Source organism: Enterobacter cloacae complex sp. SYL003 (assembly GCF_049236925.1).
Taxonomy (GTDB): Bacteria; Pseudomonadota; Gammaproteobacteria; order Enterobacterales; family Enterobacteriaceae; genus Enterobacter; species Enterobacter intestinihominis.
The window spans coordinates 129,756-155,538 of the sequence record NZ_JBMKJK010000003.1; the positions used below are offsets into that span (position 1 = coordinate 129,756).

Annotated in this window: 27 protein-coding genes; 15 read left to right on the forward strand and 12 right to left on the reverse strand. The window is 56.3% G+C overall.

Annotated elements, in window-relative coordinates:
* Positions 1-4: 4 nt before the first annotated feature.
* Positions 5-1,186: a PLP-dependent aminotransferase family protein gene (locus tag ACOT1A_RS05150; RefSeq protein ID WP_022649114.1), complete on the reverse strand. Its 1,182-nt coding sequence runs from the start codon at positions 1,184-1,186 to the stop codon at positions 5-7.
* A gap of 20 nt (positions 1,187-1,206) precedes the next feature.
* Entirely contained in the window at positions 1,207-2,094 is an 888-nt protein-coding gene (locus ACOT1A_RS05155; RefSeq protein ID WP_022649115.1) for a LysR substrate-binding domain-containing protein, read from the reverse strand.
* A gap of 97 nt (positions 2,095-2,191) precedes the next feature.
* Between ACOT1A_RS05155 and ACOT1A_RS05160 the strand changes: the two genes are divergently transcribed.
* Positions 2,192-2,794, forward strand: coding sequence for a short chain dehydrogenase (locus ACOT1A_RS05160; RefSeq protein WP_023298436.1), 603 nt, complete (start codon positions 2,192-2,194; stop codon positions 2,792-2,794).
* Here ACOT1A_RS05160 and ACOT1A_RS05165 read toward each other — a convergent pair.
* The 7 genes from ACOT1A_RS05165 to ACOT1A_RS05195 form a co-directional block, all read right to left on the reverse strand.
* A complete protein-coding gene (locus ACOT1A_RS05165; RefSeq protein WP_023298437.1) occupies positions 2,791-3,522 on the reverse strand; it encodes a class I SAM-dependent methyltransferase in 732 nt (243 codons plus the stop codon). The genes ACOT1A_RS05160 and ACOT1A_RS05165 overlap by 4 nt on opposite strands.
* Before the next feature lie 125 nt (positions 3,523-3,647).
* Positions 3,648-5,027, reverse strand: a complete 1,380-nt coding sequence (locus ACOT1A_RS05170; RefSeq protein ID WP_108367826.1) for an amidohydrolase family protein — start codon at positions 5,025-5,027, stop codon at positions 3,648-3,650.
* Position 5,028: 1 nt separating this feature from the next.
* The gene (locus tag ACOT1A_RS05175; RefSeq protein ID WP_180239898.1) at positions 5,029-5,985 is read right to left on the reverse strand and encodes a carbamate kinase family protein; all 957 of its coding nucleotides are present in this window, start codon (positions 5,983-5,985) and stop codon (positions 5,029-5,031) included.
* Positions 5,982-7,562 carry a hypothetical protein gene (locus ACOT1A_RS05180; RefSeq protein WP_022649120.1) on the reverse strand — a complete coding sequence of 527 codons (1,581 nt, stop codon included), beginning with the start codon at positions 7,560-7,562 and terminating at the stop codon, positions 5,982-5,984. The genes ACOT1A_RS05175 and ACOT1A_RS05180 overlap by 4 nt, the downstream gene beginning before the upstream one ends.
* 11 nt (positions 7,563-7,573) lie before the next feature.
* The gene (locus tag ACOT1A_RS05185; protein ID WP_023298441.1) at positions 7,574-8,989 is read right to left on the reverse strand and encodes a DUF1116 domain-containing protein; all 1,416 of its coding nucleotides are present in this window, start codon (positions 8,987-8,989) and stop codon (positions 7,574-7,576) included.
* On the reverse strand, positions 8,989-10,530 hold the full coding sequence (gene fdrA / locus ACOT1A_RS05190) for an acyl-CoA synthetase FdrA (protein ID WP_276169939.1): 1,542 nt from the start codon (positions 10,528-10,530) through the stop codon (positions 8,989-8,991). Before fdrA ends, ACOT1A_RS05185 begins: the two co-directional genes overlap by 1 nt.
* A 108-nt stretch (positions 10,531-10,638) precedes the next feature.
* Complete coding sequence (locus tag ACOT1A_RS05195; protein WP_022649123.1) at positions 10,639-11,244, reverse strand: ankyrin repeat domain-containing protein; 606 nt, start codon at positions 11,242-11,244, stop codon at positions 10,639-10,641.
* Between the two features lie 320 nt (positions 11,245-11,564).
* Between ACOT1A_RS05195 and ACOT1A_RS05200 the strand changes: the two genes are divergently transcribed.
* Positions 11,565-12,494, forward strand: coding sequence for a LysR substrate-binding domain-containing protein (locus tag ACOT1A_RS05200; RefSeq protein ID WP_276169938.1), 930 nt, complete (start codon positions 11,565-11,567; stop codon positions 12,492-12,494).
* On the opposite strand, the gene ACOT1A_RS05205 is transcribed toward ACOT1A_RS05200, so the two are convergent.
* Positions 12,491-12,649: a YqaE/Pmp3 family membrane protein gene (locus tag ACOT1A_RS05205; RefSeq protein ID WP_003862203.1), complete on the reverse strand. Its 159-nt coding sequence runs from the start codon at positions 12,647-12,649 to the stop codon at positions 12,491-12,493. The genes ACOT1A_RS05200 and ACOT1A_RS05205 overlap by 4 nt on opposite strands.
* A 179-nt stretch (positions 12,650-12,828) precedes the next feature.
* Here ACOT1A_RS05205 and ACOT1A_RS05210 point away from each other — a divergent pair, with 179 nt between their 5' ends.
* Positions 12,829-13,347, forward strand: coding sequence for a rhodanese family protein (locus ACOT1A_RS05210; RefSeq protein WP_022649125.1), 519 nt, complete (start codon positions 12,829-12,831; stop codon positions 13,345-13,347).
* 82 nt (positions 13,348-13,429) lie between these two features.
* Positions 13,430-13,609 carry a hypothetical protein gene (locus ACOT1A_RS05215; protein ID WP_006811690.1) on the forward strand — a complete coding sequence of 60 codons (180 nt, stop codon included), beginning with the start codon at positions 13,430-13,432 and terminating at the stop codon, positions 13,607-13,609.
* Between the two features lie 37 nt (positions 13,610-13,646).
* On the opposite strand, the gene stpA is transcribed toward ACOT1A_RS05215, so the two are convergent.
* Positions 13,647-14,051 (reverse strand): DNA-binding protein StpA, encoded by a 405-nt coding sequence (stpA, locus tag ACOT1A_RS05220; protein WP_022649126.1) that lies wholly within the window; start codon positions 14,049-14,051, stop codon positions 13,647-13,649.
* A 497-nt stretch (positions 14,052-14,548) separates the two neighbouring features.
* Between stpA and alaE the strand changes: the two genes are divergently transcribed.
* Positions 14,549-14,998: an L-alanine exporter AlaE gene (alaE, locus tag ACOT1A_RS05225; protein WP_022649127.1), complete on the forward strand. Its 450-nt coding sequence runs from the start codon at positions 14,549-14,551 to the stop codon at positions 14,996-14,998.
* Positions 14,999-15,030: 32 nt separating this feature from the next.
* Here alaE and ACOT1A_RS05230 read toward each other — a convergent pair whose 3' ends face one another.
* A complete protein-coding gene (locus ACOT1A_RS05230) occupies positions 15,031-15,375 on the reverse strand; it encodes a DUF2002 family protein (protein ID WP_006811693.1) in 345 nt (114 codons plus the stop codon).
* Positions 15,376-15,533: 158 nt separating this feature from the next.
* Here ACOT1A_RS05230 and ACOT1A_RS05235 point away from each other — a divergent pair, with 158 nt between their 5' ends.
* The 10 genes from ACOT1A_RS05235 (at position 15,534) to emrR (ending at position 25,673) form a co-directional block, all read left to right on the forward strand.
* A complete protein-coding gene (locus ACOT1A_RS05235) occupies positions 15,534-15,860 on the forward strand; it encodes a DUF883 domain-containing protein (RefSeq protein ID WP_017382769.1) in 327 nt (108 codons plus the stop codon).
* Between the two features lie 243 nt (positions 15,861-16,103).
* Positions 16,104-16,343, forward strand: coding sequence for a glutaredoxin-like protein NrdH (gene nrdH / locus ACOT1A_RS05240; RefSeq protein WP_017382770.1), 240 nt, complete (start codon positions 16,104-16,106; stop codon positions 16,341-16,343).
* Positions 16,340-16,750: a class Ib ribonucleoside-diphosphate reductase assembly flavoprotein NrdI gene (nrdI, locus tag ACOT1A_RS05245; protein WP_022649128.1), complete on the forward strand. Its 411-nt coding sequence runs from the start codon at positions 16,340-16,342 to the stop codon at positions 16,748-16,750. The genes nrdH and nrdI overlap by 4 nt, the downstream gene beginning before the upstream one ends.
* Complete coding sequence (gene nrdE, locus ACOT1A_RS05250; protein WP_276169937.1) at positions 16,723-18,867, forward strand: class 1b ribonucleoside-diphosphate reductase subunit alpha; 2,145 nt, start codon at positions 16,723-16,725, stop codon at positions 18,865-18,867. Before nrdI ends, nrdE begins: the two co-directional genes overlap by 28 nt.
* 9 nt (positions 18,868-18,876) lie before the next feature.
* The gene (gene nrdF, locus ACOT1A_RS05255) at positions 18,877-19,836 is read left to right on the forward strand and encodes a class 1b ribonucleoside-diphosphate reductase subunit beta (RefSeq protein ID WP_276169936.1); all 960 of its coding nucleotides are present in this window, start codon (positions 18,877-18,879) and stop codon (positions 19,834-19,836) included.
* 333 nt (positions 19,837-20,169) lie between these two features.
* A complete protein-coding gene (gene proV / locus ACOT1A_RS05260; RefSeq protein ID WP_022649131.1) occupies positions 20,170-21,372 on the forward strand; it encodes a glycine betaine/L-proline ABC transporter ATP-binding protein ProV in 1,203 nt (400 codons plus the stop codon).
* Entirely contained in the window at positions 21,365-22,429 is a 1,065-nt protein-coding gene (proW, locus tag ACOT1A_RS05265; protein WP_022649132.1) for a glycine betaine/L-proline ABC transporter permease ProW, read from the forward strand. The genes proV and proW overlap by 8 nt, the downstream gene beginning before the upstream one ends.
* A gap of 9 nt (positions 22,430-22,438) precedes the next feature.
* Positions 22,439-23,434, forward strand: coding sequence for a glycine betaine/L-proline ABC transporter substrate-binding protein ProX (gene proX / locus ACOT1A_RS05270; protein WP_276169935.1), 996 nt, complete (start codon positions 22,439-22,441; stop codon positions 23,432-23,434).
* 209 nt (positions 23,435-23,643) lie between these two features.
* Positions 23,644-24,828, forward strand: coding sequence for an MFS transporter (locus ACOT1A_RS05275; protein WP_017692795.1), 1,185 nt, complete (start codon positions 23,644-23,646; stop codon positions 24,826-24,828).
* A gap of 314 nt (positions 24,829-25,142) precedes the next feature.
* Complete coding sequence (gene emrR, locus ACOT1A_RS05280) at positions 25,143-25,673, forward strand: multidrug efflux transporter EmrAB transcriptional repressor EmrR (protein WP_017694792.1); 531 nt, start codon at positions 25,143-25,145, stop codon at positions 25,671-25,673.
* The last annotated feature ends 110 nt before the right edge of the window (positions 25,674-25,783 follow it).

Consider the following 25,783-nt stretch of genomic DNA (forward strand, 5'->3'; position numbering starts at 1 on the left):
CCGCTTACAGGGAAATTTTCAGACGTCGAACCGCTTCTTTAAGCTGCTCATCCGTTGGGGTAACGAAAGACATGCGCAGCGTGGTGTGGTCCGGCTCGTTGCAGTAGAAGAACTCACCCGGCACAAACACGACGCCGTTGCTCAACGTTTTTTCCAGCCATTTCGTCGTATTGATGCCGTTATTCATTTTCGCCCACAGGAACATGCCGCCCTTTGGCTTGTGGAACGACATCACATCGCCCAGCTCCGCTTCCAGTTCACTGGCAAAGGTCTGGTATTTCTGGCGATAGGCTTCGCGGATCATTTTAATCTGATTCGCCAGACGACCGGTTTTCAGATATTCGTACGTCATCAGCTGCGACAGCGTGCTGGTGTGCAGATCGGTGGTTTGCTTGAGGTTCACCACCGCACGCTTCAGCCACTCCGGCACCAGCACCCAGCCCACGCGGGTGCCCGGCGCGAGGATTTTAGAGAAGGTGGAGGTGTACACCACGTTATCCTCATTGCCGATATCTTTGGCATGAGCAATCAGCGGGCGGAACGCTTCCTCGGTATAGTTGATTTCGCTGTACGGATCGTCTTCGATAATCACGAAGTCATAGCGCTTCGATAATTCCACCAGCTGTTTACGACGCGCCTCGGAGAGCGTCACGCCGCCCGGGTTACCAAAGGTTGGCACGATATAAACCGCTTTGATGGTTTTGGTTGCCACCAGCGCTTCAAGTTCATCTACTTTCATGCCGTCGCCGTCGGTGCCGACGGATTCAAAATTCGCCTGTGCCAGGCCAAAGACCTGCAACGCGGCGAGGTAGGTCGGACGCTCAACGACGACCGTATCGCCCGGGTTAATTAACGCACGCGCCAGCACGTCAAGCGACTGTTGAGAGCCGGATGTAATGACCACGTCATCGGCTTTACAGGCGATGCCGCGACCTTCACAGATGCGTTGGATCTCTTCGCGCAGCCCCGGGACGCCTTCCGTCAGGCCGTACTGGAACGCTTCGCCAAAATGCTGAGACAGCACGGCATCAGCGGCAATTTTTAAACCTTCATGATCGAACAGATCCGGGTTTGGAATACCGCCCCCCAGCGAAATCACGCCTGCCATTTTGCTATGTTTTAATAATTCACGGATGGCAGAGGATTGCAGGCCCTGCGCGCTGCTGGCGAGTTTGTTTGCAGACATTCTTTACTTACCTTCTTTTTTTATATTGTGCCCAATCTTAGCAGAATATGGGCAATAAATTCCGTTAGCTTAGGCAGCGGACGCAAATCCTGGCGCCACAATAAATGCACCGGCCTCGGCGCGGGCGTAAACGCTTCCAGAACCCGAACCAGCCTGCCGTTTGCCAGCTCTTCAGCCACCAGCACTTCCGGTTGCAGCAATAGTCCTGCCCCGGCTCGCGCCGCCATGCGTAAGCCGTAGCCGTCATTGCATCGTAAGACGGCATCACGCTTCCAGCGCACCTCGCCTTCCACACCGGGCAGCCGCCACTCGTTACGCGCCGTCCATACCGTGTGCGACAGACACAGGTGATCCACCAGATCGGCTGGCGTTTGCGGCGTACCGTGACGCGCCAGATATTCCGGCGCGGCGCAGATCGTCATGTTGTAGGGACACAGGTATTTCGCCACCAGATCCTCATTTCGGATCTCCCCGATGCGAATGGCCAGATCGACCCCTTCCTCCACCAGATCCACCATTCGGTTGGTGAGATCCAGTTCGATGCGCACTTGCGGGTAGCGCTGTAAAAACGTGGCCGTCAGAGGCGCGATAACGCAGCCGCCAAACGAGGTGGGTGCCGTCACGCGCAGGGTGCCGGCGGGCGTGGCTCGCAGACGTTCAACTGCGTTTTCAGCAATGGAGACCTGCTCCAGCACGCGCCTGGCCTCTTCGAAATAAACGCGTCCGGCGTCGGTCAGGCTCTGGCGTCGGGTGTTGCGTTCCAGTAGCCGCGTGCCGAGCTGCGATTCCAGCAGCGCAATATACTTCCCGACCATCACCGCCGACATCTCCAGCCGGGCCGCCGCGCCGGTGAAGCTGCCGCTTTCCACCACCGCGATGAACGTCTCCATCCCGCGAAGCTTATCCATATTCCAAACCTCTGGTTAGTAATCTTCTAACGTTAGCCCAGTTTATCTGAGTTTTTATTTATTAAAGAATGAAGACTCACAACATAAGGAGTCTGCTATGAAAATCGTCATTATTGGTGCCAGCGGTACGGTCGGTCGTGCAGTCACAGAAGAGTTAAGCCAACGCCACGAGACGATCCGCGTGGGTCGCACGCAGGGCGAGCATCAGGTGGATATCACCTCGCAGGCGAGCGTACAGGCGCTGTTCGAAAAGATCGGCCCGGTGGATGCGATTGTCTCCGCCAGCGGTGGGGTACACTTCGGCCCGCTCGCAACCATGACCGACGGCGAGTTCAACCGGGGCTTGCAGGATAAGCTACTGGGGCAGGTTCGTCTGGCGCTGACCGGCCAGCACTTCCTGAACGAAGGCGGCTCGATCACGCTGATAAGCGGGATTGTGGCGCACGAACCGATTGCTCAGGGCGTCAATGCCACCACCGTAAACGCGGCGCTGGAAGGGTTTGTGCGCGCCGCGGCCTGTGAACTGCCGCGCGGGATCCGCATTAACCTGATCAGCCCGACGGTGCTGACGGAATCCGTCGAAGCATATGATGGCTTCTTCCCGGGCTTTGAAAGCGTTCCCGCTGCGACCGTTGCGCAGGCCTACCGCCGCAGCGTGGAAGGGGTACAGAGCGGGCGGGTATATAAAGTCGGCTATTAAGCCTTACGGGCGGCGATCAGCACCAGCATCGGGCGTTCCGCCTCTTCGGCCAGCGCGGGCCAGGCGTCAACCTGCGCCTGCGTTGGTCCCCACTCATTGACTTCACTTATCGTCAATCCGGCCTTGATCAGCGCGTTAAGCGTGGTACCCAGCGTGCGGTGGTATTTGATTACCCCCTCTGCCAGCCAGTTGCTGACGCGCTTGCCTTCGTCCTGATAATGGTTCACGCCCCAGAACCGCTCACCGTTGTCGTCGGTGAGCCAGCCCTGACGGGTGGCGCAGGTATAAATCGGGTGCTCCATCGAGAAAACCAGGCTGCCGCCGGGTTTAAGCGCACGCTGCACCCTGGCGAATAACGCGTCCAGTTCCGGCAGATAGTGCAGCGCCAGCGAGCTGTAGACCAGATCGAGACTGTTTTCGCGAAGCTGAAGAGATTCCAGATCGCTACGCTGATAGTGGATCTGCGTGTCATCCGTCAGTTCTGCCGCGCGGGCGAGCATCTTTTCAGAGATATCGACGCCCGTGACGTCGCAAGCGCCCAGCTCGCGCGCCACGCGGCAGAACCAGCCGTAGCCGCACCCAAGATCGATAACCGATGTGCCGGTTAAATCCGGCAGCATCGCCTTAAGCGCAGGCCACTCTGGCGCGCCGTCCAGCCCCTGCACGGAGCGCGGAAGCTGGGCGTAGCCTTCGAAAAACGCCGGATTGTCGTAGATGTTTTGTGCCATGGCAGATCCCTGTTTAAGAATGTGCATAGCAGTATACTGCATTGTCGGGTGGCGGCTTCGCCTTACCCGACCTACAAAATCTCCGAACCGTAGGCCGGGTAAGCGCAGCGCCACCCGGCACCACATTAGCCCACAGAGCCCCAGACCAGATTCCCCTTGTGGAACGTCGCGGTACGCGGAGAGATACGCGCCACGGCCTCAGCGGAACAGGAGGCATCCACCAGCACGAAGCTGGCGTCGTCCTGCGCTTTAGGCCACACGCGCTCACCTTTGTCGTTCAGCGGCAGCACGTCGCCGGTGGCGATGCCCAGCGCCCGCGAAAGCGTCTGTTCGTTCGGGCGAATATAGAGCTGGGCGTAGAGGTTGGCTTTCTCCAGCATGTCCCCCAGACCGTACGGGGACCAGTGGTCAATCACGCTATCGGTACCGGTCATGACAAACACGCCTTTTTCACGCAGCTGCTTCAGCGGCATGTGCAGGGTGCCAATCGGCACGGTCGAGGCGATGGTCACCTGCTGCGCCGCCATGCGGGTGGAGATCTCATCCACCTGCTGTTCGTTAAGCGTCGCCAGCGCGAAGGCGTGGCTGATGGTCAGCTTCCCCTTCAGCGCCGGCGTTTTCTCCACGGTTTCTACCATGTAGTTCACCGCCGCCACGCCCGCCGGGCTGGTTTCGTGCAGATGGATATCCACCCCTTTGTCATAATCCAGCGCAATCTGGAACATGGTGTCGAGGGATTTCTCCATCGCGCCGTCGACGCTGGTTGGGTCCAGCCCGCCCACATAATGCGCCCCCGCCTGCATCGCCTCGCGCATCAGCTTTTCAGAATTCGACAGCAGCAGACCGTGCTGCGGGAAGGCAACGATTTCACAGTCAAAACCTGGGCTTCGGCGCGCCAGTACCGCCTGCAAATTTTCCAGGTTTTTCAGGCTGGAAACCGGCTCTATGTTGCAGTGGCTGCGGGCGATGGTGGACCCTTTGGACTGGATCAGGTCGATCAGCTTTTCGGCGCGTTCTTGCGTGTAAGGCTGTAATTCCGGCAGCAACTTCTGCTCCAGGCTGATCATGTCCTGAATGGTGGTACCCGCCGGACGGTTCAGGGAGCGCCACGGGCCGCCATAGAAGGTTTTGTCCAGATGGATGTGCATATCGCGCATCGCCGGGAGCATCAGCTTTTTGCCCGCATCGAAGTGCGGCAGGGCCGCGTCGGCGTGGCTGTTGTTATCGCGCAGGGCGACGATTTTCCCGTCTTTTATCTCAAGCGTTTTCAGCTCGGTGCGGGTACTTGTCACCACGCTGCCGTCGAAGTTAAACCCGGCTTCCAGCAGCACGTTGTCGAGATAGTAATGTTTTGCGGTGATGTTCATCGGTTTACCCGTCTCGCAGGTTGCCTTAGCAGAATCGGCAGCATACGCGACGGAACCCGTGGCGCCAAAAAGCGCGCAGGCGGTAACCATTTTACCGCTCTGGCTAATAAACTCGCGGCGGCTTTTATTCTCACTCATCTTATCTTCCTTCGTTAACAATGTGGGTACCCGTTTCACCGCGCAGCGCTGCGGGCAGGCATTCCGGCGAGGTGATGATCACGCGCCTGCCGCCATGGCGTAAAAATTCCAGCGAAGCGACGATTTTTGGCAACATGCTGCCCGCCGGGAAGTGGCCTTCATCCCTGTAGCGCGTCATCTGCGCCACGTTGACGGTATCCAGCGCCTGCTGGTTCGGCTTGCCGAAGTTCACGCACACTTTCTCCACGCCGGTGGTGATCACCAGCACGTCGGCGCCGATCTCGCGCGCCAGCAGCGCGGTGGAGAGATCTTTATCTATCACCGCGTCCACGCTCTGATAATCGCCCTGGTCACTGCGCACCACAGGAATGCCTCCGCCGCCTGCGCCGATCACCACAAATCCTTTCTGCGTCAGCGCCTTGATGGCATCCGCCTCAACAATGCGCCGCGGCTGCGGTGAAGCTACCACGCGGCGATAGCCCCGGCCTGAATCCTCGACAAAATGCCAGTCCGGATGCGCAAGTTGCAGATCGTCGCGCTGCGCCTCGCTGAAGAACGCGCCGATGGGTTTCGTCGGGTGCATAAAGCCAGGATCATTTTTATCCACCTCCACCTGCGTGACGACCGTGACCGCTTTTTGTTCCCCGCGCGCCGCCAGGCGGTTGTTGAGCGCCTGCTGGATCAGGTAGCCGATCCCACCCTGGGTATCTGCCACGCAGTTTGCCAGCGGGGTCAGCGGCAGCCCTTCCCGCTCGTGGGCGATCTCGGCGCGGCGCAGATCCAGCCCCACCTGAGGGCCGTTGCCGTGGGTGAGCACGATGTCATAGTCCGAGGCCAGCATTTCGAGCACCGACTCAGCCACCGCTTTGACCGCCTGCGCCTGATGCTCAATCGACTGGCTGGCGTTGTCTTTGATAATGCTGTTGCCGCCGATGGCAACGACCATAAGCTCTTTCATTTTGTTTCCTTTAGAAGGTGCGTTCTGGCGCCCTCACCCTGGCCCTCTCCCACTGGGAGAGGGGGATTAACAGAGATATCGAGAACATGCTTCACCACAAACATCCCGCCCATCATCAGGTAGGCCGTGACGAACATCAGGGAACTGCCCTCGGCAAAGCCCACCACCGGCGCGTGGATCACGCCAAACAGCGCCAGCAGCGCGCCACCGGCCGCCGCGACGGCCCCGCGCAGCGGTTTGTTGATGATGGCGAAGATGGCGATACAGCCCCAGAGCATGCTGGCGAGCGGCGCGCCGTTGCCGAGATGCATCAGGCCTTCGTAGTAGATCCCCTTGCTGTGCAGCACGTCGGTGCCAATTTTCGCCGCGCTGGTCCCCGCCGCGCTCATCACGCTGTTCATCATGGTCAGCGCCCAGTTGGCAATCCACGGGAACAGGCAGATGAAGATGACGGGCACCTCCACTTTCGGGGTTTCCCTCACCACCTGGTTGGCGGTGACGACGCCGATAAACACCAGAATCGGCACGATGGCGGTCATCGGGATGATGGCGAGCATAAAGGCCCCCAGCCCGAACAGCGGCACGATGAACATGGTCACGCCGGACGCCAGGGTGTAGCCGATGCTGGCGCCCATCGCTTTCCAGCCAGGATGGCCGACGTAGACCGTGACCGGGAACGGATTGCCCATCAGGCAGCCGAGCATGGAGGCCAGACCGTTCGCCAGCATTACCTTGCGGGTCGGGTATTCATCCCCCGCCGCATGGGCGCTTTCGATGTTCTCCAGGTCAAAGATGTAGTTCGCCAGCCCCAGCGGTACGGCGGACGCCAGATACGGCAGCGCATGCGGCAACCCCTGCATAAAGCTGTCCACATGCACTTCCGGCGGGTTAAAGCCGAAGGATGACATGGACGCTTTAATGGCATCCGGGCTTTGCAGGCCGGAGATCCACGCAAGCAGAGTACCGGCAATCAACAACAGCAGGCCGGTCGGGATGCGGGCGAAAATCGGCTTTTTACCGAACCAGTTAATGAAGATCAGCAGCAGGACGATAAACGACACGGTCGGCGCTTCGAACGCCTGCAACATCGGGTTCATCGCCAGCAGGAGCAGGCCAAGACCGGACAGGCACGACAGCAGCACGGTACGCGGGATCATCTTGCGGATGGTTTCCCCCAGGAAGGAACCGCCCGCGAGGATCATCGCTTCCACAAAGCACCACACCAGGCCAATCTGAATCGCGAAATCCGCATCGCCGGTTTGCTGGTAAACCGGCATTAAGACCAGGAAGGTCACGGTAAAAATCGACGGCGCGCTCGGGCCGGACGGCAGCGCGGTGACGTCCGTTCGTCCGGTGGCGCGCGCCATTTGCAGGCCAAACCACGTATAGCAAAGACTCGCCACCAGCACCGCCAGACCGAAGGCTGGCGCGATGCGTCCATAAACAATCTCCTTCGGGATGCCGACGACAAAAATGAGCAACCCCATCATGGTCAGCAAATTGGTCAGGTTGTTGGTCATCAACCCGAAATAAGCTGCCCAGTCACCTCTTTTCCACTCCAGTTTCATGTTTTTCATGGATGCATACCTTATAGAACGTAGCGATCGCGGAAGGTTAACAGCGCCTTTTCAAAACAGCTAAACGGCGGGTGAACGATGCCCGCCCCAATCATGCCGATACCGGCGTCCTTATGGGCAATGGCGGTATTAATGACCGGCAGAATGCCGCTGCCCGCGACCTTCGTGATGTCGATGGCGGACGGGATGCCCATAAACGACAGCAGCGGAATGGTGACGTTCGGGTTTTCGCCGAGAGTGATTTCGCGCATCTGGCGGGAGAAATCGATGGCTTCCTCCACCGTGCCGCCCACCAGCGCCACGATTGCCGGTGCCGTCGCCATCGCAAAGCCGCCGATGCCGTAGGTTTCGGTGATGGCGCTGTCGCCGATATCCAGCCCGGAGTCTTCCGGCTTATAGCCCGCGAACATCGGGCCGATCACCTGCTGCGCCGGGCCGGTGAACCACTGCCCCGGTAGGCCGGAGACGCGCAGGCCGAACTCGTAGCCGTTGCGCGCCATGGTGGTGACGACGGTGCTGTACTCAATGCCGTGGGCGGCATCCAGCGCGGCCTTACACATTGCCATCCACGTCGGACCGGAGAAGTAGTCGCTGCTGGCGACAAACTCGAACACTTCACGCTGCTGCGCCACCGGATAGCCCGCCTGGATCAGCCCCGGCGTCAGCGCCTGGATAAGCAGCGTGGTGCCCGCGTTGTTGCGGTTGTGGCACTCGTCGCCCATGTGCAGCGCCTGGGCCAGCATCAGGCGCAGGTCGATTTCGCCGATAATCTTCATCGCGTCGCGCAGCATTGGGCCGAGCACGTCGCGCATCCAGTTCAGGCGGTCGATCACGCTCTGATCGTTAGCCCCCATGCGCAGGATCTTCGCCATCTGCTCGCTGAGATTGGTGAAGGCGCGGTTGCCGTAGGTTTTGTTCTCAACGATGTGCATAAACATCGACGCGGAGGTGACGCCCGCCATAGAGCCCACACAGTCGTGCTCGTGGCACGGCGAGAAGGTGATCTTCCCTGAAGCCGCCAGCCTTGCGGCGTCCTCCAGATCCGTCGCCAGCCCTTCAAACACCAGCGCGCCGGTAACCGCGCCCTTCATCGCCCCACACATGTTTTCCCAGGTAACAGGCGGACCGGCATGCAGAATGGTGGTGCGAGTCATGCCCGGCACCACGTTGATGGCCTGGTCATAGCCCACCAGCACCGGATGGGACTGAATAATGCGCTCAAGGGCAATGTTGTTCGCGGCGGCAATTTTCTCCGCCAGCGGTTTTTCCGCCAGCCGGTCCAGCGCGTCCACCACCTGCATATTGCCCTGCCCCGGCGGCGTCCAGTCGAGCTGGGTCACGGGAACGTGCTGTTTTTTGAGGTCGTCGCTGAACATCGCAATCCCGACGTTAATCACGTTCAGCGGTTGGTTGAATAAGGTCGTCATTATGCTCTCTCCCCTTTGCAGACAAATTCGCGTGCCAGTAATCCGGTATTGGTGCTGCTGCTGGCCCAGATGACGCCTGCGTCGGTCAGCAGCTGGCACTGCTGGGCCAGCGACTGCGGATCCTGATCGGTGCCGAGCACGTAGCCGAGAATTTCCAGCGGACGGTTGTCGGCTTTCGCGATTGCCTGTGCCTCTTTGATCGCCTCGATCATCACCCCCACCGGATCCTCGTGTGCGCCAAAGCCCAGCACGAAGTCCATCACGATGACGCCCACCTGCGGATCGCGCGCCTCCTGTAGCAGGCGGCTGATGCGGTTGGTCGGGTCGATCATCGGGTGTGGTTTGCCGTTGGTGAAATCGTCGTCACCGAAATCAAGGAAGGTGTGGGCCTGGCTGACGCTGATGTCCTTCAGACGCCTGGCCGGATCCGGCTGGATGTTGCTGTAAACATCGTCAAACTTCTCCAGCGCGGCAAACATCGCTTCGTCGCACAGGGTGCCGCCGCAGAACAGGCCGCGAATGTACTTCTGCCGCGGCGTCAGGCGGGCGCGCACCTCTTCGATCAGCGGCCAGTTGAGCGGATGTAAATCCAGGGAGTCTTTTTTAATGCCGGTAAGCAGCACCGCTTTCAGGGCCGCCTCTTTGGTGCCACGAGCAAACTGCAAGCCGTCTTCATCGGCTGGCGGTTCGTTGCGGCCCAGGAAGCACACAACCACAGGTTTGCGGCAGGCGCGTGCCCGGGCCAGCACCTTCTCTGCCACCGCGGGTGCAGGCGGTTTGGAGATGAGCGCTATCACCCGGGTCGCGCCGTCCGCCTCCAGCATGTCGATGGCGTCGAGCATCATCAGGCCGCCAATCTTCTCGCTGAGATCGCGCCCGCCGGTGCCGATCAGCTGCGACACGCCGCCGCCGAACTCGTGAATGCGCACGCTCAGCTCCTGGCTACCGGTGCCGGAGGCGCCAACGATGCCAATCGGCCCGCGACGTACCGCGTTGGCAAAGCACAGCCCCGCGCCGTTGATAATGGCGGTGCCGCAGTCCGGCCCCATCATTAGCAATCCTTTGTCATGCGCCAGCTGCTTCAGCGCCAGCTCGTCGTCGAGCGACACATTATCGGAAAACAGCATCACGTTGAGATCGTTTTCCAGCGCCTGGCGCGCTTCGCGGGCGGCGAAGGTGCCGTTGACGGATATCACCGCAAGGTTGCTGTCCGGACGATGGGTTTTGGCGCTGGCAATCGTCGCGTAGCGTGCTTCATGGGAGCCAGCGCTCTCTTTACGCGTGAATAACGCTTCAATGGCGGCAAGGGTTTCCTCATTCGCCGCGTCGCCTTTAATAACGATCATCAGGTCGCCGTTTTTCGCGTCCGCTAATTCCGGCGTTAATAGCCCGAGGTTTTTTAATACCCCTTTGTTCATTTCCGTCGCCATCGCCACAAACGCCTGCTCGATGCCCGGCAATTTATTGGCTTTGGTGGAAACCGACATTAGGGAAACCGAATCGAAATACGTATTCTTTTTTATGACGATTTTGGTTGGCATTATTTTCACCTGTTTAAGATAAAAGGGGGCCGCCGTCGTGCTAAATGCACGTCGGTAACAATGCGTTTTTTGATTCACGGCCAGCCAGGGGAAGGCTGACCGAATGCGCTATGCGCCTGCCGCCAGCAGCAGGTCTGCGATCGCGTTGAAGCCTTTTTCCCGCGCCAGTTCGAGCGGGGTTTTGCCGTATTTATCAGTCATGTGCGGATTCGCGCCGTGATCCAGCAGCAGCTTCACAATTTCCTGCTGCTTTGCGCCGCCGTCGTTTAACACGATGGCCTCCAGCAGCGGCGTCCAGCCGACAAAATTGGTGTGGTTGACGTTAATGTCGGTTTTTTCCAGCAGCTCGCGCACGATTTCAACGTGCCCTTTTTCACTGGCAGGGGTAATGCCCACGCCGCCAAAGCGCGTCAGACGGTCGAGATCCGGATCCGCCGGAAGGACAATGCGCAGCAGGGTTAAATCATTGGTCAGGCAGCCGATCAGGAAGGGGTTAAAACAGGTCTGGTCCTGTTTATCAATATCCGCCCCGGCGGCAATTAAAAATTCCACACAGGCGTAATGCTTTTTCAGGCTGGCAATAATAATGGCGGTTCTTTTCTGGCGGTTGGTCGCGTTAATATCCACGCCTTTTTCCAGGCAGGCTTTTAGCGCGTCGATATTACCCTCTTCTGCCGCCAGCAAAAATTCTGTAACCAGTGCAGTTGCAGACATATTCAGACTCCCTATGTTTCACTTCTGATGACCTGAGAATAGCAACAGCCTGGTCATAAAAGAATCCGCTTAAAAATGATTCATCGACACGCAATTCATTGTTGAGTTAAATTCAACAGTCCGGCAAAAACGTGCGTCTGTGCAACCTTTTTCTTATGGTTTACCGCTTTTACGCGCCTCGGGCTGCATTATCCTTATGAATGAAAAAGCCTTACACAGCGCGGCTCTACGTAAAAACCCAGAACTGTGACCGACATCAACTATGATGTAACGCCGGTGTTAAAATATGTTCAAAACTGATGGTAACCAGGAGCCATAATATGAATTCCATCTTTACCGAAGAGAATTTGCTGGCCTTCACCACCGCGGCACGTTTTGGCAGTTTTAGCAAAGCGGCTGCCGAGCTGGGCGTCACCACTTCCGCCATCAGTTACACCATCAAACGTATGGAGACCGGGCTGGACGTGGTGCTGTTTGTACGCAACACGCGCAGCATTGAGCTGACCGAATCCGGTTTTTATTTTTATCGTAAAGCGACCGACCTGCTGAATGACTTTCATGCCATCAAGCGCGGGATTGATACCATTTCGCAGGGCATTGAGACGCGGGTGCGCATCTGCATTAATCAGCTTTTGTATACGCCACGCCATACCGCGCGTTTGCTCCAGGTGCTGAAAAAACAGTTTCCTACCTGCCAAATCACGGTGACGACCGAGGTGTATAACGGCGTCTGGGATTCCATCATTAATAATCAGGCCAACATCGCCATTGGCGCGCCGGATACGCTGCTGGATGGCGGGGGCATCGATTACACCGAGATAGGCGCGATCCGCTGGGTATTTGCCATCGCGCCCACGCATCCGCTGGCGTTCGCCCCGGAGCCCATTTCCGAAAGTCAGCTGCGTCTGTATCCCAATATCATGGTCGAGGACACCGCGCATACCATCAACAAGAAGGTCGGCTGGCTGCTTCACGGTCAGGAGGCGATTCAGGTACCGGACTTTAACACCAAGTGTCAGTGTCAGATCCTGGGGGAGGGTATTGGATTTTTACCGGAGTATATGACGCGTGAGGCGGTGGAGGACGGGCTGCTGGTAAAGCGGCGAATCAATAATCCGCGCCAGGACTCGCGCATGCTGCTCGCCACGCAGCATGCGGCGACCGGTCAGGTCACGCGCTGGATCAAACAGCAGTTTGGCCCCGAGGGCGCGCTGACCCGGATCTACAGTGATCTATTGTGGCGTACCTAGCTTTTCGTCTGAACCCAAAACGCGTGGATAAGACCCGGGAAGTAACCCAGGATGGTCAGAAGGATGTTCAGGATAAACGCCCAGCCCAGTCCCTTGCCAAGCAGCACGCCCAGCGGCGGGAGAATAATCGTAAAAACAACGCGCCAAAAACCCATAAATAACTCCGTGCAAGCTAACCAATTGAAAATTATAAAAGACACTTCTCTAAGCGTAGCCAGTTTACGGGTAACTGCCATTCGTCTCTCGCGCTTTTACCTGCCTTTACCCTCTTTACACTGGCTGAAACCCTGCCTTAAATGCTCTACTGTTCTGAAATTGACCGTAAGGAAACACAATGTCTCTTCCTCTTATTTCGCCGCAGCAGGCAAACGCGCTTATTGCTGAAGGCGCCAAACTTATCGATATTCGCGACCCCGACGAGTATGCCCGCGAGCATATTCCAGCGGCGCACTCCATTCCGCTGGATTCGTTACCCGGCGGGCTTAACGCAGCGCCGGGAGAAACGGTGATTTTCCACTGTCAGTCTGGCGCAAGAACCGCAAACAATGATGCTCGTCTTGCCCGGGCAGCGTCCCCTGCGAACGCCTTTGTGGTTGAGGGAGGCATTCAGGGCTGGAAGCAGGCCGGGCTGCTGACCGTTGAAGATAAATCGCAGCCGCTTCCGCTGATGCGTCAGGTGCAGATCGCCGCCGGGCTGCTGATTCTCTGCGGCGTGGTGCTGGGTTACAGCGTCTCCAGCGGCTTTTTCCTGCTAAGCGGTTTTGTGGGCGCCGGGCTGCTGTTCGCCGGAGTGACAGGTTTTTGCGGTATGGCGCGACTGCTGAAAGTGATGCCGTGGAACCGACGTACCTGATAAGGGGTATCTGAAAGATTAGGCTGTACCCCGCCCCGGACGTGGGCTATGGTGAAGATCGTGACAATGATGAGGAGGTGCTATGTTTTCTGTCGGTGATTATGTCCAACCGCGTCAGGGCGGTCCGAAACTGAAAGTGCTCGAAGTGAATGGTGAAAACATTGTGGCCGTACAGGCCAGCAATGAGCAGGGCGAGAAATATCACCTGAAAGCGGCGGACGTAGTTCTGTACTCCGAAGAAGGTGACTTTGGCGTCTGCTAAGTCAATAATCGGGCGGAATACACCGCCCGAATAATCATCAGATCAGGAAATCGTCCAGCGATTTACCGTTTGCCAGTGCGTTCGCAATTGGCTTTGGCGTACGTCCCTGACCGGTCCACGTTTTCTCTTCACCGTTCGCGTCGATGAAACGATATTTCGCCGCACGCGCTTTACGTTTTTTAGCCGGCTGGCCCGCATGAGCCAGTTCTCCGCCTAACAGATCGCTCGGGGAAATACCGTCTGCCTTCATCAGTTCCAGCAGAGCATTAATTTTATCCTGCTGTTCAGCGCGCTGGCGCTCTAATTCAGCCTGCTCGCTGCGTTTTTCTTCTGTGACAATCCGAACTTTTTCCAGCACTTCTTCCAGAACATCCATGGATAATTCACGCGCCAGCGCCCGGAGGGTACGGATATTATTAAGATTCTGTAACGTTAAAGCCATAATAATGAGAAACCTTTCTTCGTGTGTATAACATAAATCAGGCAACAGAATAATTGATTTTTGTTCTGATATCTACCCACTCTGTCGTTTTGACATTATTGTAAATGTTTTAGAATATCCCGTTAATATAACCCCGAATTACCTGTCAGTTTTAATGCGTAATATTCCGTCCTGCACCTGGTCAAAAATCCCTGTTTAATGCCGTTCAAAAAACCGCCCGGCATCCTCCGAATAACAAACGTTATACGCTTGCTCAGATAAGCTAATATTTTGATTTCGTTTAATAAAACGGTGAATGGGAAAGAAAATAACGACTCGCACAAAAAACAGCCAACTTTAGAGAATTTTATGGACAAAGCGCCCATAAATAAAAATTAATAACTACTTGTTAGTTAAAAGCCAGAGGGATACGCTATACACTCAAAACAAACCAACCTAAAGCACTAAACGCCGCAGGTAAAAACGCCACTTTTTTGTCCTGTTCGAGGAGTTCAGACATGTTCTCACCGCAGTCTCGCCTGCGCCATGCGGTAGCGGATACGTTCGCGATGGTCGTTTACTGTTCCGTCGTAAACATGCTGATTGAAATTTTCCTGTCCGGAATGACCTTTGAGCAGTCCCTCTCATCGCGCCTGGTGGCCATTCCGGTGAATATCATGATTGCCTGGCCGTACGGAATGTATCGCGATGCGGTGATGCGTTTCGCCCGGCGTATTAGCCCGGCAGGTTGGGTAAAAAACCTGGCGGACGTGCTGGCTTACGTGACGTTCCAGTCCCCGGTGTATGTGGTTATTTTGCTGACGGTGGGCGCAGACTGGCATCAAATCGCCGCCGCGGTAAGTTCAAATATCGTGGTATCTATGCTGATGGGTGCGGTGTACGGTTACTTCCTTGACTACTGCCGCCGCCTGTTTAAAGTCAGCCCTTATAGCCAGGCAAAAGCGTAAGATAAGGCGACTGGCTCATGCCAGTCGCTGATTTATTGTACGTCGCCAAACAGCCCTTTCAGGAAACGCTCCAGCGCCATACGCGAGCTGAAACCGTGCGGAATACCATAATGTTCATGCGTCTCGCCGCCTAAATAGAGCGGAAATTGCTGATAATGATCGCAGGTTTTAATATCCGAGGCGGGCTCAGCAAATGACAGGCTTCTGTCTTTGAGTGTCGGGTGAATAATGAGAGCAGTACGCCCCATTCTTGCTTCACGGTTGACGTAAACATAATTCTCACCACGGCGATATCCGTACGCTTTTGATGTTACCTCATCCATGGTGAACCCTTCTTTTTCAAGAACGCGCGCCACCTCATCGGGTCGTAAATACATATCTTTTCCTCATTATCATACCTGCCGGGCAACCTTACAGTATTCAGCATTAGCAGGGCTTTCAGAATATTCCATAAACTGCCCGATAAGCCGTGACTCGCTTCAGATATTACATTTCTGGACTAAACTAAACGGGAACACAAATTATGGAGGATCGTATGTTTAACAGACCGAACCGAAACGATATTAACGACGACACCCAGGATATCCGTAACGATGTCAGCCAATTAGCGGACACGCTGGAAGCCGTATTGAAATCCTGGGGCTCTGACGCGAAGGACGAAGCAGATGCCGCGAAACGTAAGGCTCAGTCTCTGCTGCGTGAAACGCGAGCAAGGATGAATGGCCGCTCACGTACCACTCAGGCGGCCTGCGATATGGCAAGCTGCGCCACCACCTTCGTACGTGAAAAACCGCTGTGTACGTTGGGAACGGTCGCGGCAGTCGGGATTTTTGTCGGCGCCCTGCTTAGCCTGCGTAAGTAAGCACACGTTTTCAGCCCCGGTAGCCTCAGGCGCCGGGGCTTTTCTTTGCCTGAAAGCCTGAAAAACCCGCGCAGTTCGCCCTGCCCCGCCAGGCTCATCATTGGGACCTTATCAATCTGAATTTCCCATATCTTGTGTGGTTGAAAGTTATCTCAACTACATCTAGTATTCCCTTTAGCAAGACAGATACAACATGACGCGTTTACTCGCGCCGTTCCCTCATTCTAAATGGAAATACGAATCATGAGCATTATTATTTACACTCGTAACGATTGTGTTCAGTGCCACGCCACGAAACGGGCGATGGAGAGTCGCGGCGTGGCATTTGAGATGGTCAATATAGATCAGGTGCCTGACGCGGCAGACACCCTGCGGGCGCAAGGTTTCCGTCAGCTTCCGGTTGTGGTTGCCGGCGACACCAGCTGGTCTGGCTTTCGTCCGGACATGATCAACCGCCTTGCCGCTCAGGGCGTCAGTGCATGAGCAGGCTGGTCTACTTTTCCAGCAGCTCGGAAAACACGCTTCGGTTTATGGAGCGTCTCGGGCTGCCCGCGATTCGCATTCCGCTGAACGAGCGGGAGCGTATTCAGGTAGACGAACCCTACATTCTGGTAGTGCCCAGCTATGGCGGTGGCGGCACCGCGGGGGCTGTGCCTCGTCAGGTGATCCGCTTTCTGAACGATCCCCATAACCGGCAGCTGATTCGCGGCGTGATCGCGGCAGGCAATCGTAACTTCGGCGAGGCCTTTGCCCGCGCCGGGGATGTCATCTCTCAAAAATGCGGCGTGCCGTATCTCTATCGTTTTGAACTGATGGGGACACAGCAGGACGTAGAGAACGTGCGTAAAGGAGTGAACGAATTTTGGCAACGACAACCGCAGAGCGCGTGATTCAGGCGACGCCGGATTACCATGCATTAAACGCCATGCTAAACCTCTATGACCGGGAGGGGCGCATTCAGTTTGGCAAAGATCGTGAGGCGGTGGACGCCTTTTTTGCCGCTCATGTACGCCCGAACAGCGTCGTCTTTGGCAGCCAGCAGGAACGCCTCGACTGGCTGGTAAAAGAGGGTTATTACGAAGAGCGCGTCCTGACCCGCTACGACCGCGCCTTCGCGGTGGCATTGTTTGAACGGGCGCACGCCAGCGGTTTTCGCTTCCAGACGTTTCTCGGCGCGTGGAAGTATTACACCAGCTACACCCTGAAAACCTTCGACGGCAAACGCTATTTAGAAAGCTTTGAAGATCGGGTGGTGATGGTAGCCCTGACGCTGGCGCAGGGCGATGAAGCCCTGGCCGAAAGACTGACGGAGGAGATCCTCTCCGGTCGCTTCCAGCCCGCCACGCCAACGTTCCTTAACTGCGGCAAAGCCCAGCGCGGCGAGCTGGTCTCCTGCTTCCTGCTGCGTATTGAAGACAATATGGAGTCGATTGGCCGTGCGGTAAATTCGGCGCTACAGCTTTCGAAACGCGGCGGCGGCGTGGCATTTCTGCTTTCGAACCTGCGGGAAGCGGGCGCGCCGATCAAGCGCATCGAAAATCAGTCCTCCGGCGTCATCCCGGTGATGAAGATGCTGGAAGATGCCTTCTCATACGCCAACCAGCTTGGCGCACGTCAGGGCGCGGGTGCGGTTTATCTGCACGCGCATCATCCGGACATTCTGCGTTTTCTGGATACCAAACGTGAAAACGCCGACGAAAAGATCCGCATTAAAACCCTGTCGCTCGGCGTGGTGATCCCGGATATCACGTTTAAGCTGGCCAAAGAAAATGCCGACATGGCGCTTTTCTCGCCGTATGACGTCGAGCGTATCTACGGCAATGCCTTTGGCGATGTGGCCATCAGCGAACTTTATGACGAACTGGTGACGGACGAGCGCATTCGTAAGAAATACATTAACGCCCGCGACTTTTTCCAGACGCTTGCCGAAATTCAGTTTGAGTCCGGGTACCCGTACATCATGTACGAGGATACGGTGAACCGCGCCAACCCGATTGCCGGGCGCATCAACATGAGCAATCTGTGCTCGGAGATTTTGCAGGTCAACAGCGCGTCCAGTTACGACGAGAACCTCGACTACGCGGATATCGGCAAAGATATCTCCTGCAATCTCGGTTCGCTGAATATTGCCCACACCATGGATTCCCCCGATTTTGGCCGCACGGTAGAGACCGCCATTCGCGGGCTGACGGCGGTATCGGACATGAGTCACATCCGCAGCGTACCGTCCATTGAGGCGGGCAACGCCGCGTCGCATGCCATCGGCCTTGGGCAGATGAACCTGCACGGCTATCTGGCGCGTGAGGGTATCGCCTACGGCAGCCCGGAAGGGCTGGATTTCACCAACCTTTATTTCTATACCATCACCTGGCATGCGCTGCATACCTCGATGATGCTGGCGCGCGAACGCAACCAGCGGTTCGCAGGCTTTGAGCAGTCCCGCTACGCCAGCGGAGAGTATTTCAGCCAGTATCTGGAAGGCGACTGGCAGCCGAAAACCGAAAAAGTACGCGCGCTTTTCGACCGCGCCGGCATTACCCTGCCGACGCGTGAGATGTGGCAACAGCTGCGTGAGGATGTGATGCACTACGGCATCTATAACCAGAACCTTCAGGCGGTTCCGCCAACCGGCTCCATTTCCTATATAAATCATGCCACGTCGAGCATCCATCCGATCGTGTCGAAGATTGAAATCCGCAAGGAAGGCAAAACCGGACGCGTCTACTACCCTGCCCCGTTTATGACTAACGAGAATCTGGCTCTGTACCAGGACGCCTATGAGATCGGCCCGGAAAAGATCATTGATACCTACGCCGAGGCGACCAGACATGTGGACCAGGGGCTGTCGCTGACGCTCTTCTTCCCGGACACCGCCACCACGCGGGATATCAATAAAGCGCAGATCTACGCCTGGAAGAGAGGCATCAAAACGCTGTACTACATTCGCCTGCGCCAGCTCGCGCTGGAAGGTACCGAAATTGAAGGCTGCGTGTCCTGCGCGCTGTAAGGAGAAAGGATGAAACTGTCACGCGTAAGTGCCGTTAACTGGAACAAAATTCAGGATGATAAAGACCTGGAGGTCTGGAACCGCCTGACCAGCAACTTCTGGCTGCCGGAAAAGGTGCCGCTCTCCAACGATATTCCGGCCTGGCAAACCCTGAGCCATGCCGAGCAGCAGCTGACAATCCGCGTCTTTACCGGCCTGACGCTGCTGGACACCATTCAGAATACCGTGGGTGCGCCCGCGCTGATGAGTGATGCGCTGACCCCGCACGAAGAGGCGGTAATGTCGAATATCAGCTTTATGGAGGCGGTCCATGCCCGCTCTTACAGCTCGATTTTCTCCACCCTGTGCCAGACCAGAGACGTGGACGCGGCCTACGCCTGGAGCGAAGAGAGCGCGTCATTGCAGCGCAAGGCAGATCTGGTGCTGGAATATTACCGGGCCGACGAGCCGCTGAAGAAGAAGATCGCCAGCGTGTTCCTGGAATCTTTTCTCTTCTATTCCGGCTTCTGGCTGCCCATGTACTGGTCGAGCCGGGGCAAGCTCACCAATACCGCCGATTTGATTCGCCTCATCATCCGCGATGAAGCGGTACACGGGTATTACATCGGCTATAAGTACCAGAAAGGACTGGAGAAAGTCACCCCGGAAAAACGCGAGGAACTCAAAGGTTTTGCCCTCGATTTACTGATGGATCTGTATGACAACGAGCTGAGCTATACCGAGGAGCTGTACGCCGGAACGGGCTGGGAAGAGGACGTAAAAGCCTTCCTCTGCTACAACGCCAACAAGGCGCTGATGAACCTGGGCTACGAAGCGTTATTCCCACCGGAAATGGCGGAAGTGAACCCGGCGATCCTCGCGGCGCTGTCGCCCAACGCCGATGAAAACCACGACTTCTTTTCCGGGGCCGGCTCGTCGTACGTGATGGGTAAAGCGGTGGAGACGCAAGACGAGGACTGGGATTTTTAATGAATGAATTAACGTTCATTAATTAACTCTACATTTCATTATTTCCAGCCGAATATTCCACTACGTACTACACTGTAATTTCCCCTTCATATTCGCCTGAATCACACCGATTCAGGCGAAATTCTCCCATGCAGTAGCAAAAAATTGAGAAAAATTCAAAGCGCCCTCAGCCCTTTATTCATGGGAAATTCAGCCGTTTCGCTTGCGGTAAAATTCCGACCTCAGGCAGGTCCAGGGTTGTCTCAGATTCTGAGTATGTTAGGGTAATGCCAGTTAACTATTTACCATGGTAATCATATCGACATAAACAAATAACAGGACACTCTCTATTGCATGGCAATTAAATTAGAAGTGAAAAATCTTTATAAAGTATTTGGCGAGCACCCGCAGCGTGCTTTCAAATATATTGAGAAAGGCCTTTCGAAAGAGCAAATTCTGGAAAAAACCGGGCTGTCGCTTGGCGTTAAAGACGCCAGTCTGGCCATTGAAGAAGGCGAGATTTTTGTCATCATGGGATTATCCGGTTCGGGTAAATCCACTATGGTTCGCCTTCTCAATCGCCTGATTGAACCCACCCGCGGACAGGTGCTGATTGACGGCGTTGATATCGCCAGAATATCAGACGCGGAACTCCGCGAGGTGCGCAGAAAGAAAATTGCGATGGTGTTTCAGTCATTTGCACTGATGCCGCACATGACGGTACTCGATAATACCGCCTTTGGCATGGAGTTAGCCGGCACGCCCGCTCAGGAACGTCAGGAAAAAGCCCTTGATGCATTGCGTCAGGTCGGGCTGGAAAATTATGCTCATGCGTATCCGGATGAGCTCTCCGGCGGTATGCGTCAGCGCGTAGGATTAGCGCGCGCATTAGCGATTAATCCGGATATTTTATTAATGGACGAAGCCTTCTCGGCGCTCGATCCCTTAATTCGCACCGAGATGCAGGATGAGTTGGTAAAATTACAGGCCAAACATCAGCGCACCATTGTTTTTATTTCTCACGATCTGGATGAAGCCATGCGTATTGGCGACCGTATCGCCATTATGCAAAATGGTGAAGTGGTGCAGGTCGGCACACCGGATGAAATTCTCAATAATCCGGCGAATGATTATGTGCGCACCTTCTTCCGCGGCGTGGATATTAGCCACGTATTCAGTGCGAAAGATATTGCCCGTCGAACACCAAACGGCATTATTCGAAAAACGCCAGGTTTTGGTCCGCGCTCCGCGCTGAAGCTGTTGCAGGACGAAGACCGTGAATACGGTTATCTGGTTGAACGCGGCAATAAATTTGTCGGCGTTGTCTCCATCGACTCCCTGAAAACCGCCCTGAGCGAAAACCAGGGAATCGATGCGGCGTTGATTGACGCTCCGCTTGCCGTGGACGCCGAAACGCCGCTCAGCGAGTTGCTCTCTCACGTGGGTCAGGCGCCGTGCGCCGTGCCGGTTGTCGGTGAAGAACAACAGTACGTTGGCATCATCTCAAAACGGATGCTGCTACAGGCTTTAGATCGCGAGGGGACAAACAATGGCTGATCAATCAAACCCATGGGGCACCACTGAAGCAGCGGACAGCGCGGCGCAATCTGCCGATGCGTGGGGGTCGACGCCTGCGCCTGCCGATGGCGGCGGCGCGGCAGACTGGCTCAACAGCGCACCGGCGCCTGCCCCAGAGCATTTCAATATTATGGATCCGTTCCACAAGACGCTGATCCCGCTGGATAGCTGGGTAACGGAGGGGATCGACTGGGTCGTTACCCACTTCCGTCCGGTGTTCCAGGGGATCCGTATCCCGGTGGATTACATCCTGAACGGCTTCCAGCAGCTGATGCTGGGCATGCCCGCGCCGGTGGCGATTATCCTGTTCTCGCTGATCGCATGGCAGTTCGGCAGCGCGGGTATGGGGATCGCCACGCTGATCTCCCTGATTGCCATCGGCGCGATTGGCGCGTGGTCTCAGGCGATGATCACCCTGGCGCTGGTGCTGACCGCCCTGCTGTTCTGCGTGGCGATCGGCCTGCCGATGGGGATCTGGCTGGCGCGCAGCCCGCGGGCCGCAAAAATTATCCGCCCGCTGCTGGATGCGATGCAGACCACGCCAGCGTTCGTTTACCTGGTGCCTATCGTGATGCTGTTCGGCATCGGTAACGTACCGGGGGTGGTCGTGACCATTATCTTTGCCCTGCCGCCGATTATTCGCCTGACCATTCTGGGCATTAACCAGGTGCCTGCGGATCTGATAGAGGCATCACGCTCGTTTGGCGCCAGCCCGCGTCAGATGCTGTTTAAGGTTCAGCTTCCGCTGGCGATGCCGACCATTATGGCAGGTGTTAACCAGACGCTGATGCTGGCGCTGTCGATGGTGGTGATCGCCTCAATGATTGCCGTTGGCGGGTTAGGTCAGATGGTACTGCGCGGCATTGGCCGTCTCGATATGGGGCTGGCGACCGTCGGCGGCGTCGGGATTGTGATCCTCGCCATCATTCTTGACCGCCTGACCCAGGCTGTCGGTCGTGATTCACGCAGTCGCGGCAACCGTCGCTGGTATACCACCGGCCCTGTCGGGTTACTCACCCGCCCATTCACAAAATAAGGAACAACGATGCGACATAACGTACTTTTTGCCACAGCGTTTGCGACCCTTGTCTCCTCCAGCGCAGTTGCCGCTGACCTGCCGGGCAAAGGCATTACCGTGCAGCCGGTGCAGAGCACCATTTCGGAAGAGTCCTTCCAGACCCAGATTGTCAGCCGTGCGCTGGAGAAACTGGGCTATACGGTGAATACCGCCAGTGAAGTGGATTACAACGTGGGCTATACCTCTATTGCCTCCGGCGATGCCACCTTTACCGCCGTGAACTGGCAGCCGCTGCACGACGATATGTATGCCGCCGCAGGCGGTGACAAGAAATTCTACCGCGAAGGCATCTTTGTGACCGGCGCTGCACAGGGATATTTGATCGACAAGAAAACCGCCGATAAGTATCACATCACCAATATTGAACAGCTGAAAGATCCGAAGATCGCCAAACTCTTTGATACCAACGGTGACGGCAAAGCCGACATGATGGGCTGCTCGCCGGGCTGGGGCTGTGAAGCGGTGATTAACCACCAGAACAAAGCCTTCGATCTGGCGAAGACCGTCGACGTGAGCCACGGCAATTACTCTGCGATGATGGCTGACACCATCGCCCGCTTTAAAGAAGGCAAGCCGGTGATCTACTACACCTGGACGCCGTACTGGGTGAGCGACGTGCTGAAGCCGGGCAAAGACGTGGTGTGGTTGCAGGTGCCCTTCTCCTCCCTGCCGGGCGAGCAGAAAGATATCGACACCAAACTGCCAAACGGCATGAACTATGGCTTCCCGGTGAATACCATGCATATCGTGGCGAACAAAGCCTGGGCCGAGAAAAACCCGGCGGCGGCGAAGCTGTTCTCGGTGATGAAACTGCCGCTGGCAGACATTAACGCCCAGAACGCGATGATGCATGCGGGTAAATCATCCGAAGCTGATATCAAAGGCCACGTGGATGGCTGGATCAAAGCCCACCAGCAGCAGTTCGATGGCTGGGTGAAAGAGGCGCTTGAGGCGCAGAAGTAAAAATACTACCCCTCACCCTGCCCTCTCCCCAAAGGGGAGAGGGTGTATAAAATCCCCTCTCCCCTTTGGGGAGAGGGATAGGGTGAGGGGATCAAACCGCACCCAACCTAAACCGCACAATCCACCACGTAACAATCCCCCAACATTCACAATCATTGGTTATTATGTTTCCGGAAAAATAATCACTTAACTTACGATTCCTGAAACAAATGACAAAAACAACTCAAGGGCTTAGCCCCGCACTCATCCTTTTAATGTCCGTGGCAACGGGACTGGCCGTCGCCAGCAACTATTACGCGCAACCTCTGCTTGATACTATCGCGCGTGCTTTCGATCTTTCAGCCAGCTCCGCCGGCTTTATCGTCACCGCTGCGCAGCTCGGCTATGCGGCCGGGCTGCTGTTCCTGGTGCCATTAGGCGATATGTTTGAGCGCCGGATGCTTATCGTCTCCATGACGCTGCTGGCCGCAGGCGGGATGTTGATCACCGCCAGCAGCCAGTCGTTAACGATGATGATTATCGGTACCGCGCTGACGGGGCTGTTCTCGGTGGTGGCACAAATTCTGGTTCCCCTCGCGGCGACGTTGGCTTCCCCGGAAAAACGCGGCAAAGTGGTTGGCACTATTATGAGCGGCCTGCTGCTGGGCATCCTGCTGGCGCGAACCGTTGCCGGGCTGCTGGCGAGCCTCGGCGGCTGGCGCACCGTTTACTGGGTGGCAAGCGTACTGATGGTTATCATGGCGCTGGCCCTGTGGCGCGGCCTGCCAAAGGTGAAGCAGGAGAATCACCTGAACTATCCGCAGCTCCTCGCCTCCGTTTTCAGCCTCTTCACCCGGGATAAACTCCTGCGCACACGCGCCGTTCTGGGGTGTCTCACCTTCGCCAACTTCAGCATCTTATGGACGTCGATGGCGTTTCTGCTCGCCGCGCCGCCGTTTAACTACTCAGAAGGCGTGATTGGCCTGTTCGGGCTGGCAGGCGCGGCTGGCGCACTGGGCGCGCGCCCGGCGGGTGGCCTGGCCGACAAAGGTAAATCTCATATGACCACCTCCGCAGGGCTGGTTTTACTCCTGCTCTCATGGGCGGCTATCTGGTACGGACACGTCTCAGTGCTGGCGCTAATTGTCGGTATTCTGGTACTCGACCTCACCGTGCAGGGCGTACATATCACCAACCAGACCGTGATTTACCGCGTGAAACCAGACGCCCGTAACCGTCTGACGGCCGGGTACATGACCAGCTACTTTATCGGCGGCGCGGCGGGCTCGCTAATCTCAGCCTCCGCCTGGCAGCATGCGGGCTGGACGGGCGTGTGCGCAATCGGCGCCATCGTGGCGGCGATAAATCTGCTGGTATGGTGGCGCGGCTATCACCGCCAGGAAGCAATTCACTAAGTTTTACATTGCTTTGGGCCCCCTGGGGTGTAAAGGGGGCCTGCATCTGTTAAGGTAACGGTAATCATTTATCCCAGAAATTTTACTGTGGGTGACATATTTACTACCGGCATGAATAGTTCAGACCCCTGTCCTCACATCCCCTCTTTCGCGGGTACACACCCCACACTTTCTGTGCTCACCGGGTCACGGATTTACCCGGCGCTTTCTGATGGTGACATACGTTTGGCGGATATAACCGCACAAATAATTCATTTACATTATTTGTCACTATCGTTACTATATCGGCTGTAATTAATGAGGTTATGCCCAAAATGGATAGTTCGTTTACGCCCATTGAACAAATGCTTAAGTTCCGCGCCAGTCGTCATGAGGACTTCCCGTATCAGGAGATCCTGCTGACCCGCCTGTGCATGCACATGCAGGGTAAGCTGCTGGAAAATCGTAACAAGATGCTGAAAGCGCAAGGGATTAACGAGACGTTGTTTATGGCGTTGATTACGCTTGAGTCTCAGGAAAACCACAGCATTCAGCCGTCTGAACTGAGCTGCGCGCTGGGTTCATCCCGTACCAATGCAACCCGTATTGCTGATGAGTTGGAGAAGCGCGGCTGGATAGAGCGCCGTGAGAGCGATAACGATCGCCGCTGCCTGCATCTGCAACTGACCGAGAAAGGTCACGAATTCCTGCGCGAAGTGCTGCCACCGCAGCATAACTGCCTGCACCAGCTTTGGTCTGCCCTCAGCACCGCCGAGCGCGACCAGCTTGAGCACATTACTCGCAAGCTGCTCACCCGTCTGGACCAGATGGATGAAGATGGCGTCATTCTTGAGGCGCTGCGCTAACGCGACGATCCGCTCAACATTCCAGATTGCAAAAGAAAAACTGACAGGCCAGCACGTGAAACTGCTGGCCTTTCTGACAACAGGTCGGCTCAGCCGATGTGAAAATAAAA

What these genes read in the sequence shown, in the direction of transcription:
- ACOT1A_RS05150 (WP_022649114.1), bottom strand. Translation starts at nt 1,186, where the DNA reads ATGTCTGCAAACAAACTCGCCAGCAGCGCGCAGGGCCTGCAATCCTCT.
- ACOT1A_RS05155 (WP_022649115.1), bottom strand. Translation starts at nt 2,094, where the DNA reads ATGGATAAGCTTCGCGGGATGGAGACGTTCATCGCGGTGGTGGAAAGC.
- ACOT1A_RS05160 (WP_023298436.1), top strand. Translation starts at nt 2,192, where the DNA reads ATGAAAATCGTCATTATTGGTGCCAGCGGTACGGTCGGTCGTGCAGTC.
- ACOT1A_RS05165 (WP_023298437.1), bottom strand. Translation starts at nt 3,522, where the DNA reads ATGGCACAAAACATCTACGACAATCCGGCGTTTTTCGAAGGCTACGCC.
- ACOT1A_RS05170 (WP_108367826.1), bottom strand. Translation starts at nt 5,027, where the DNA reads ATGAGTGAGAATAAAAGCCGCCGCGAGTTTATTAGCCAGAGCGGTAAA.
- ACOT1A_RS05175 (WP_180239898.1), bottom strand. Translation starts at nt 5,985, where the DNA reads ATGAAAGAGCTTATGGTCGTTGCCATCGGCGGCAACAGCATTATCAAA.
- ACOT1A_RS05180 (WP_022649120.1), bottom strand. Translation starts at nt 7,562, where the DNA reads ATGAAAAACATGAAACTGGAGTGGAAAAGAGGTGACTGGGCAGCTTAT.
- ACOT1A_RS05185 (WP_023298441.1), bottom strand. Translation starts at nt 8,989, where the DNA reads ATGACGACCTTATTCAACCAACCGCTGAACGTGATTAACGTCGGGATT.
- fdrA (WP_276169939.1), bottom strand. Translation starts at nt 10,530, where the DNA reads ATGCCAACCAAAATCGTCATAAAAAAGAATACGTATTTCGATTCGGTT.
- ACOT1A_RS05195 (WP_022649123.1), bottom strand. Translation starts at nt 11,244, where the DNA reads ATGTCTGCAACTGCACTGGTTACAGAATTTTTGCTGGCGGCAGAAGAG.
- ACOT1A_RS05200 (WP_276169938.1), top strand. Translation starts at nt 11,565, where the DNA reads ATGAATTCCATCTTTACCGAAGAGAATTTGCTGGCCTTCACCACCGCG.
- ACOT1A_RS05205 (WP_003862203.1), bottom strand. Translation starts at nt 12,649, where the DNA reads ATGGGTTTTTGGCGCGTTGTTTTTACGATTATTCTCCCGCCGCTGGGC.
- ACOT1A_RS05210 (WP_022649125.1), top strand. Translation starts at nt 12,829, where the DNA reads ATGTCTCTTCCTCTTATTTCGCCGCAGCAGGCAAACGCGCTTATTGCT.
- ACOT1A_RS05215 (WP_006811690.1), top strand. Translation starts at nt 13,430, where the DNA reads ATGTTTTCTGTCGGTGATTATGTCCAACCGCGTCAGGGCGGTCCGAAA.
- stpA (WP_022649126.1), bottom strand. Translation starts at nt 14,051, where the DNA reads ATGGCTTTAACGTTACAGAATCTTAATAATATCCGTACCCTCCGGGCG.
- alaE (WP_022649127.1), top strand. Translation starts at nt 14,549, where the DNA reads ATGTTCTCACCGCAGTCTCGCCTGCGCCATGCGGTAGCGGATACGTTC.
- ACOT1A_RS05230 (WP_006811693.1), bottom strand. Translation starts at nt 15,375, where the DNA reads ATGTATTTACGACCCGATGAGGTGGCGCGCGTTCTTGAAAAAGAAGGG.
- ACOT1A_RS05235 (WP_017382769.1), top strand. Translation starts at nt 15,534, where the DNA reads ATGTTTAACAGACCGAACCGAAACGATATTAACGACGACACCCAGGAT.
- nrdH (WP_017382770.1), top strand. Translation starts at nt 16,104, where the DNA reads ATGAGCATTATTATTTACACTCGTAACGATTGTGTTCAGTGCCACGCC.
- nrdI (WP_022649128.1), top strand. Translation starts at nt 16,340, where the DNA reads ATGAGCAGGCTGGTCTACTTTTCCAGCAGCTCGGAAAACACGCTTCGG.
- nrdF (WP_276169936.1), top strand. Translation starts at nt 18,877, where the DNA reads ATGAAACTGTCACGCGTAAGTGCCGTTAACTGGAACAAAATTCAGGAT.
- proV (WP_022649131.1), top strand. Translation starts at nt 20,170, where the DNA reads ATGGCAATTAAATTAGAAGTGAAAAATCTTTATAAAGTATTTGGCGAG.
- proW (WP_022649132.1), top strand. Translation starts at nt 21,365, where the DNA reads ATGGCTGATCAATCAAACCCATGGGGCACCACTGAAGCAGCGGACAGC.
- proX (WP_276169935.1), top strand. Translation starts at nt 22,439, where the DNA reads ATGCGACATAACGTACTTTTTGCCACAGCGTTTGCGACCCTTGTCTCC.
- ACOT1A_RS05275 (WP_017692795.1), top strand. Translation starts at nt 23,644, where the DNA reads ATGACAAAAACAACTCAAGGGCTTAGCCCCGCACTCATCCTTTTAATG.
- emrR (WP_017694792.1), top strand. Translation starts at nt 25,143, where the DNA reads ATGGATAGTTCGTTTACGCCCATTGAACAAATGCTTAAGTTCCGCGCC.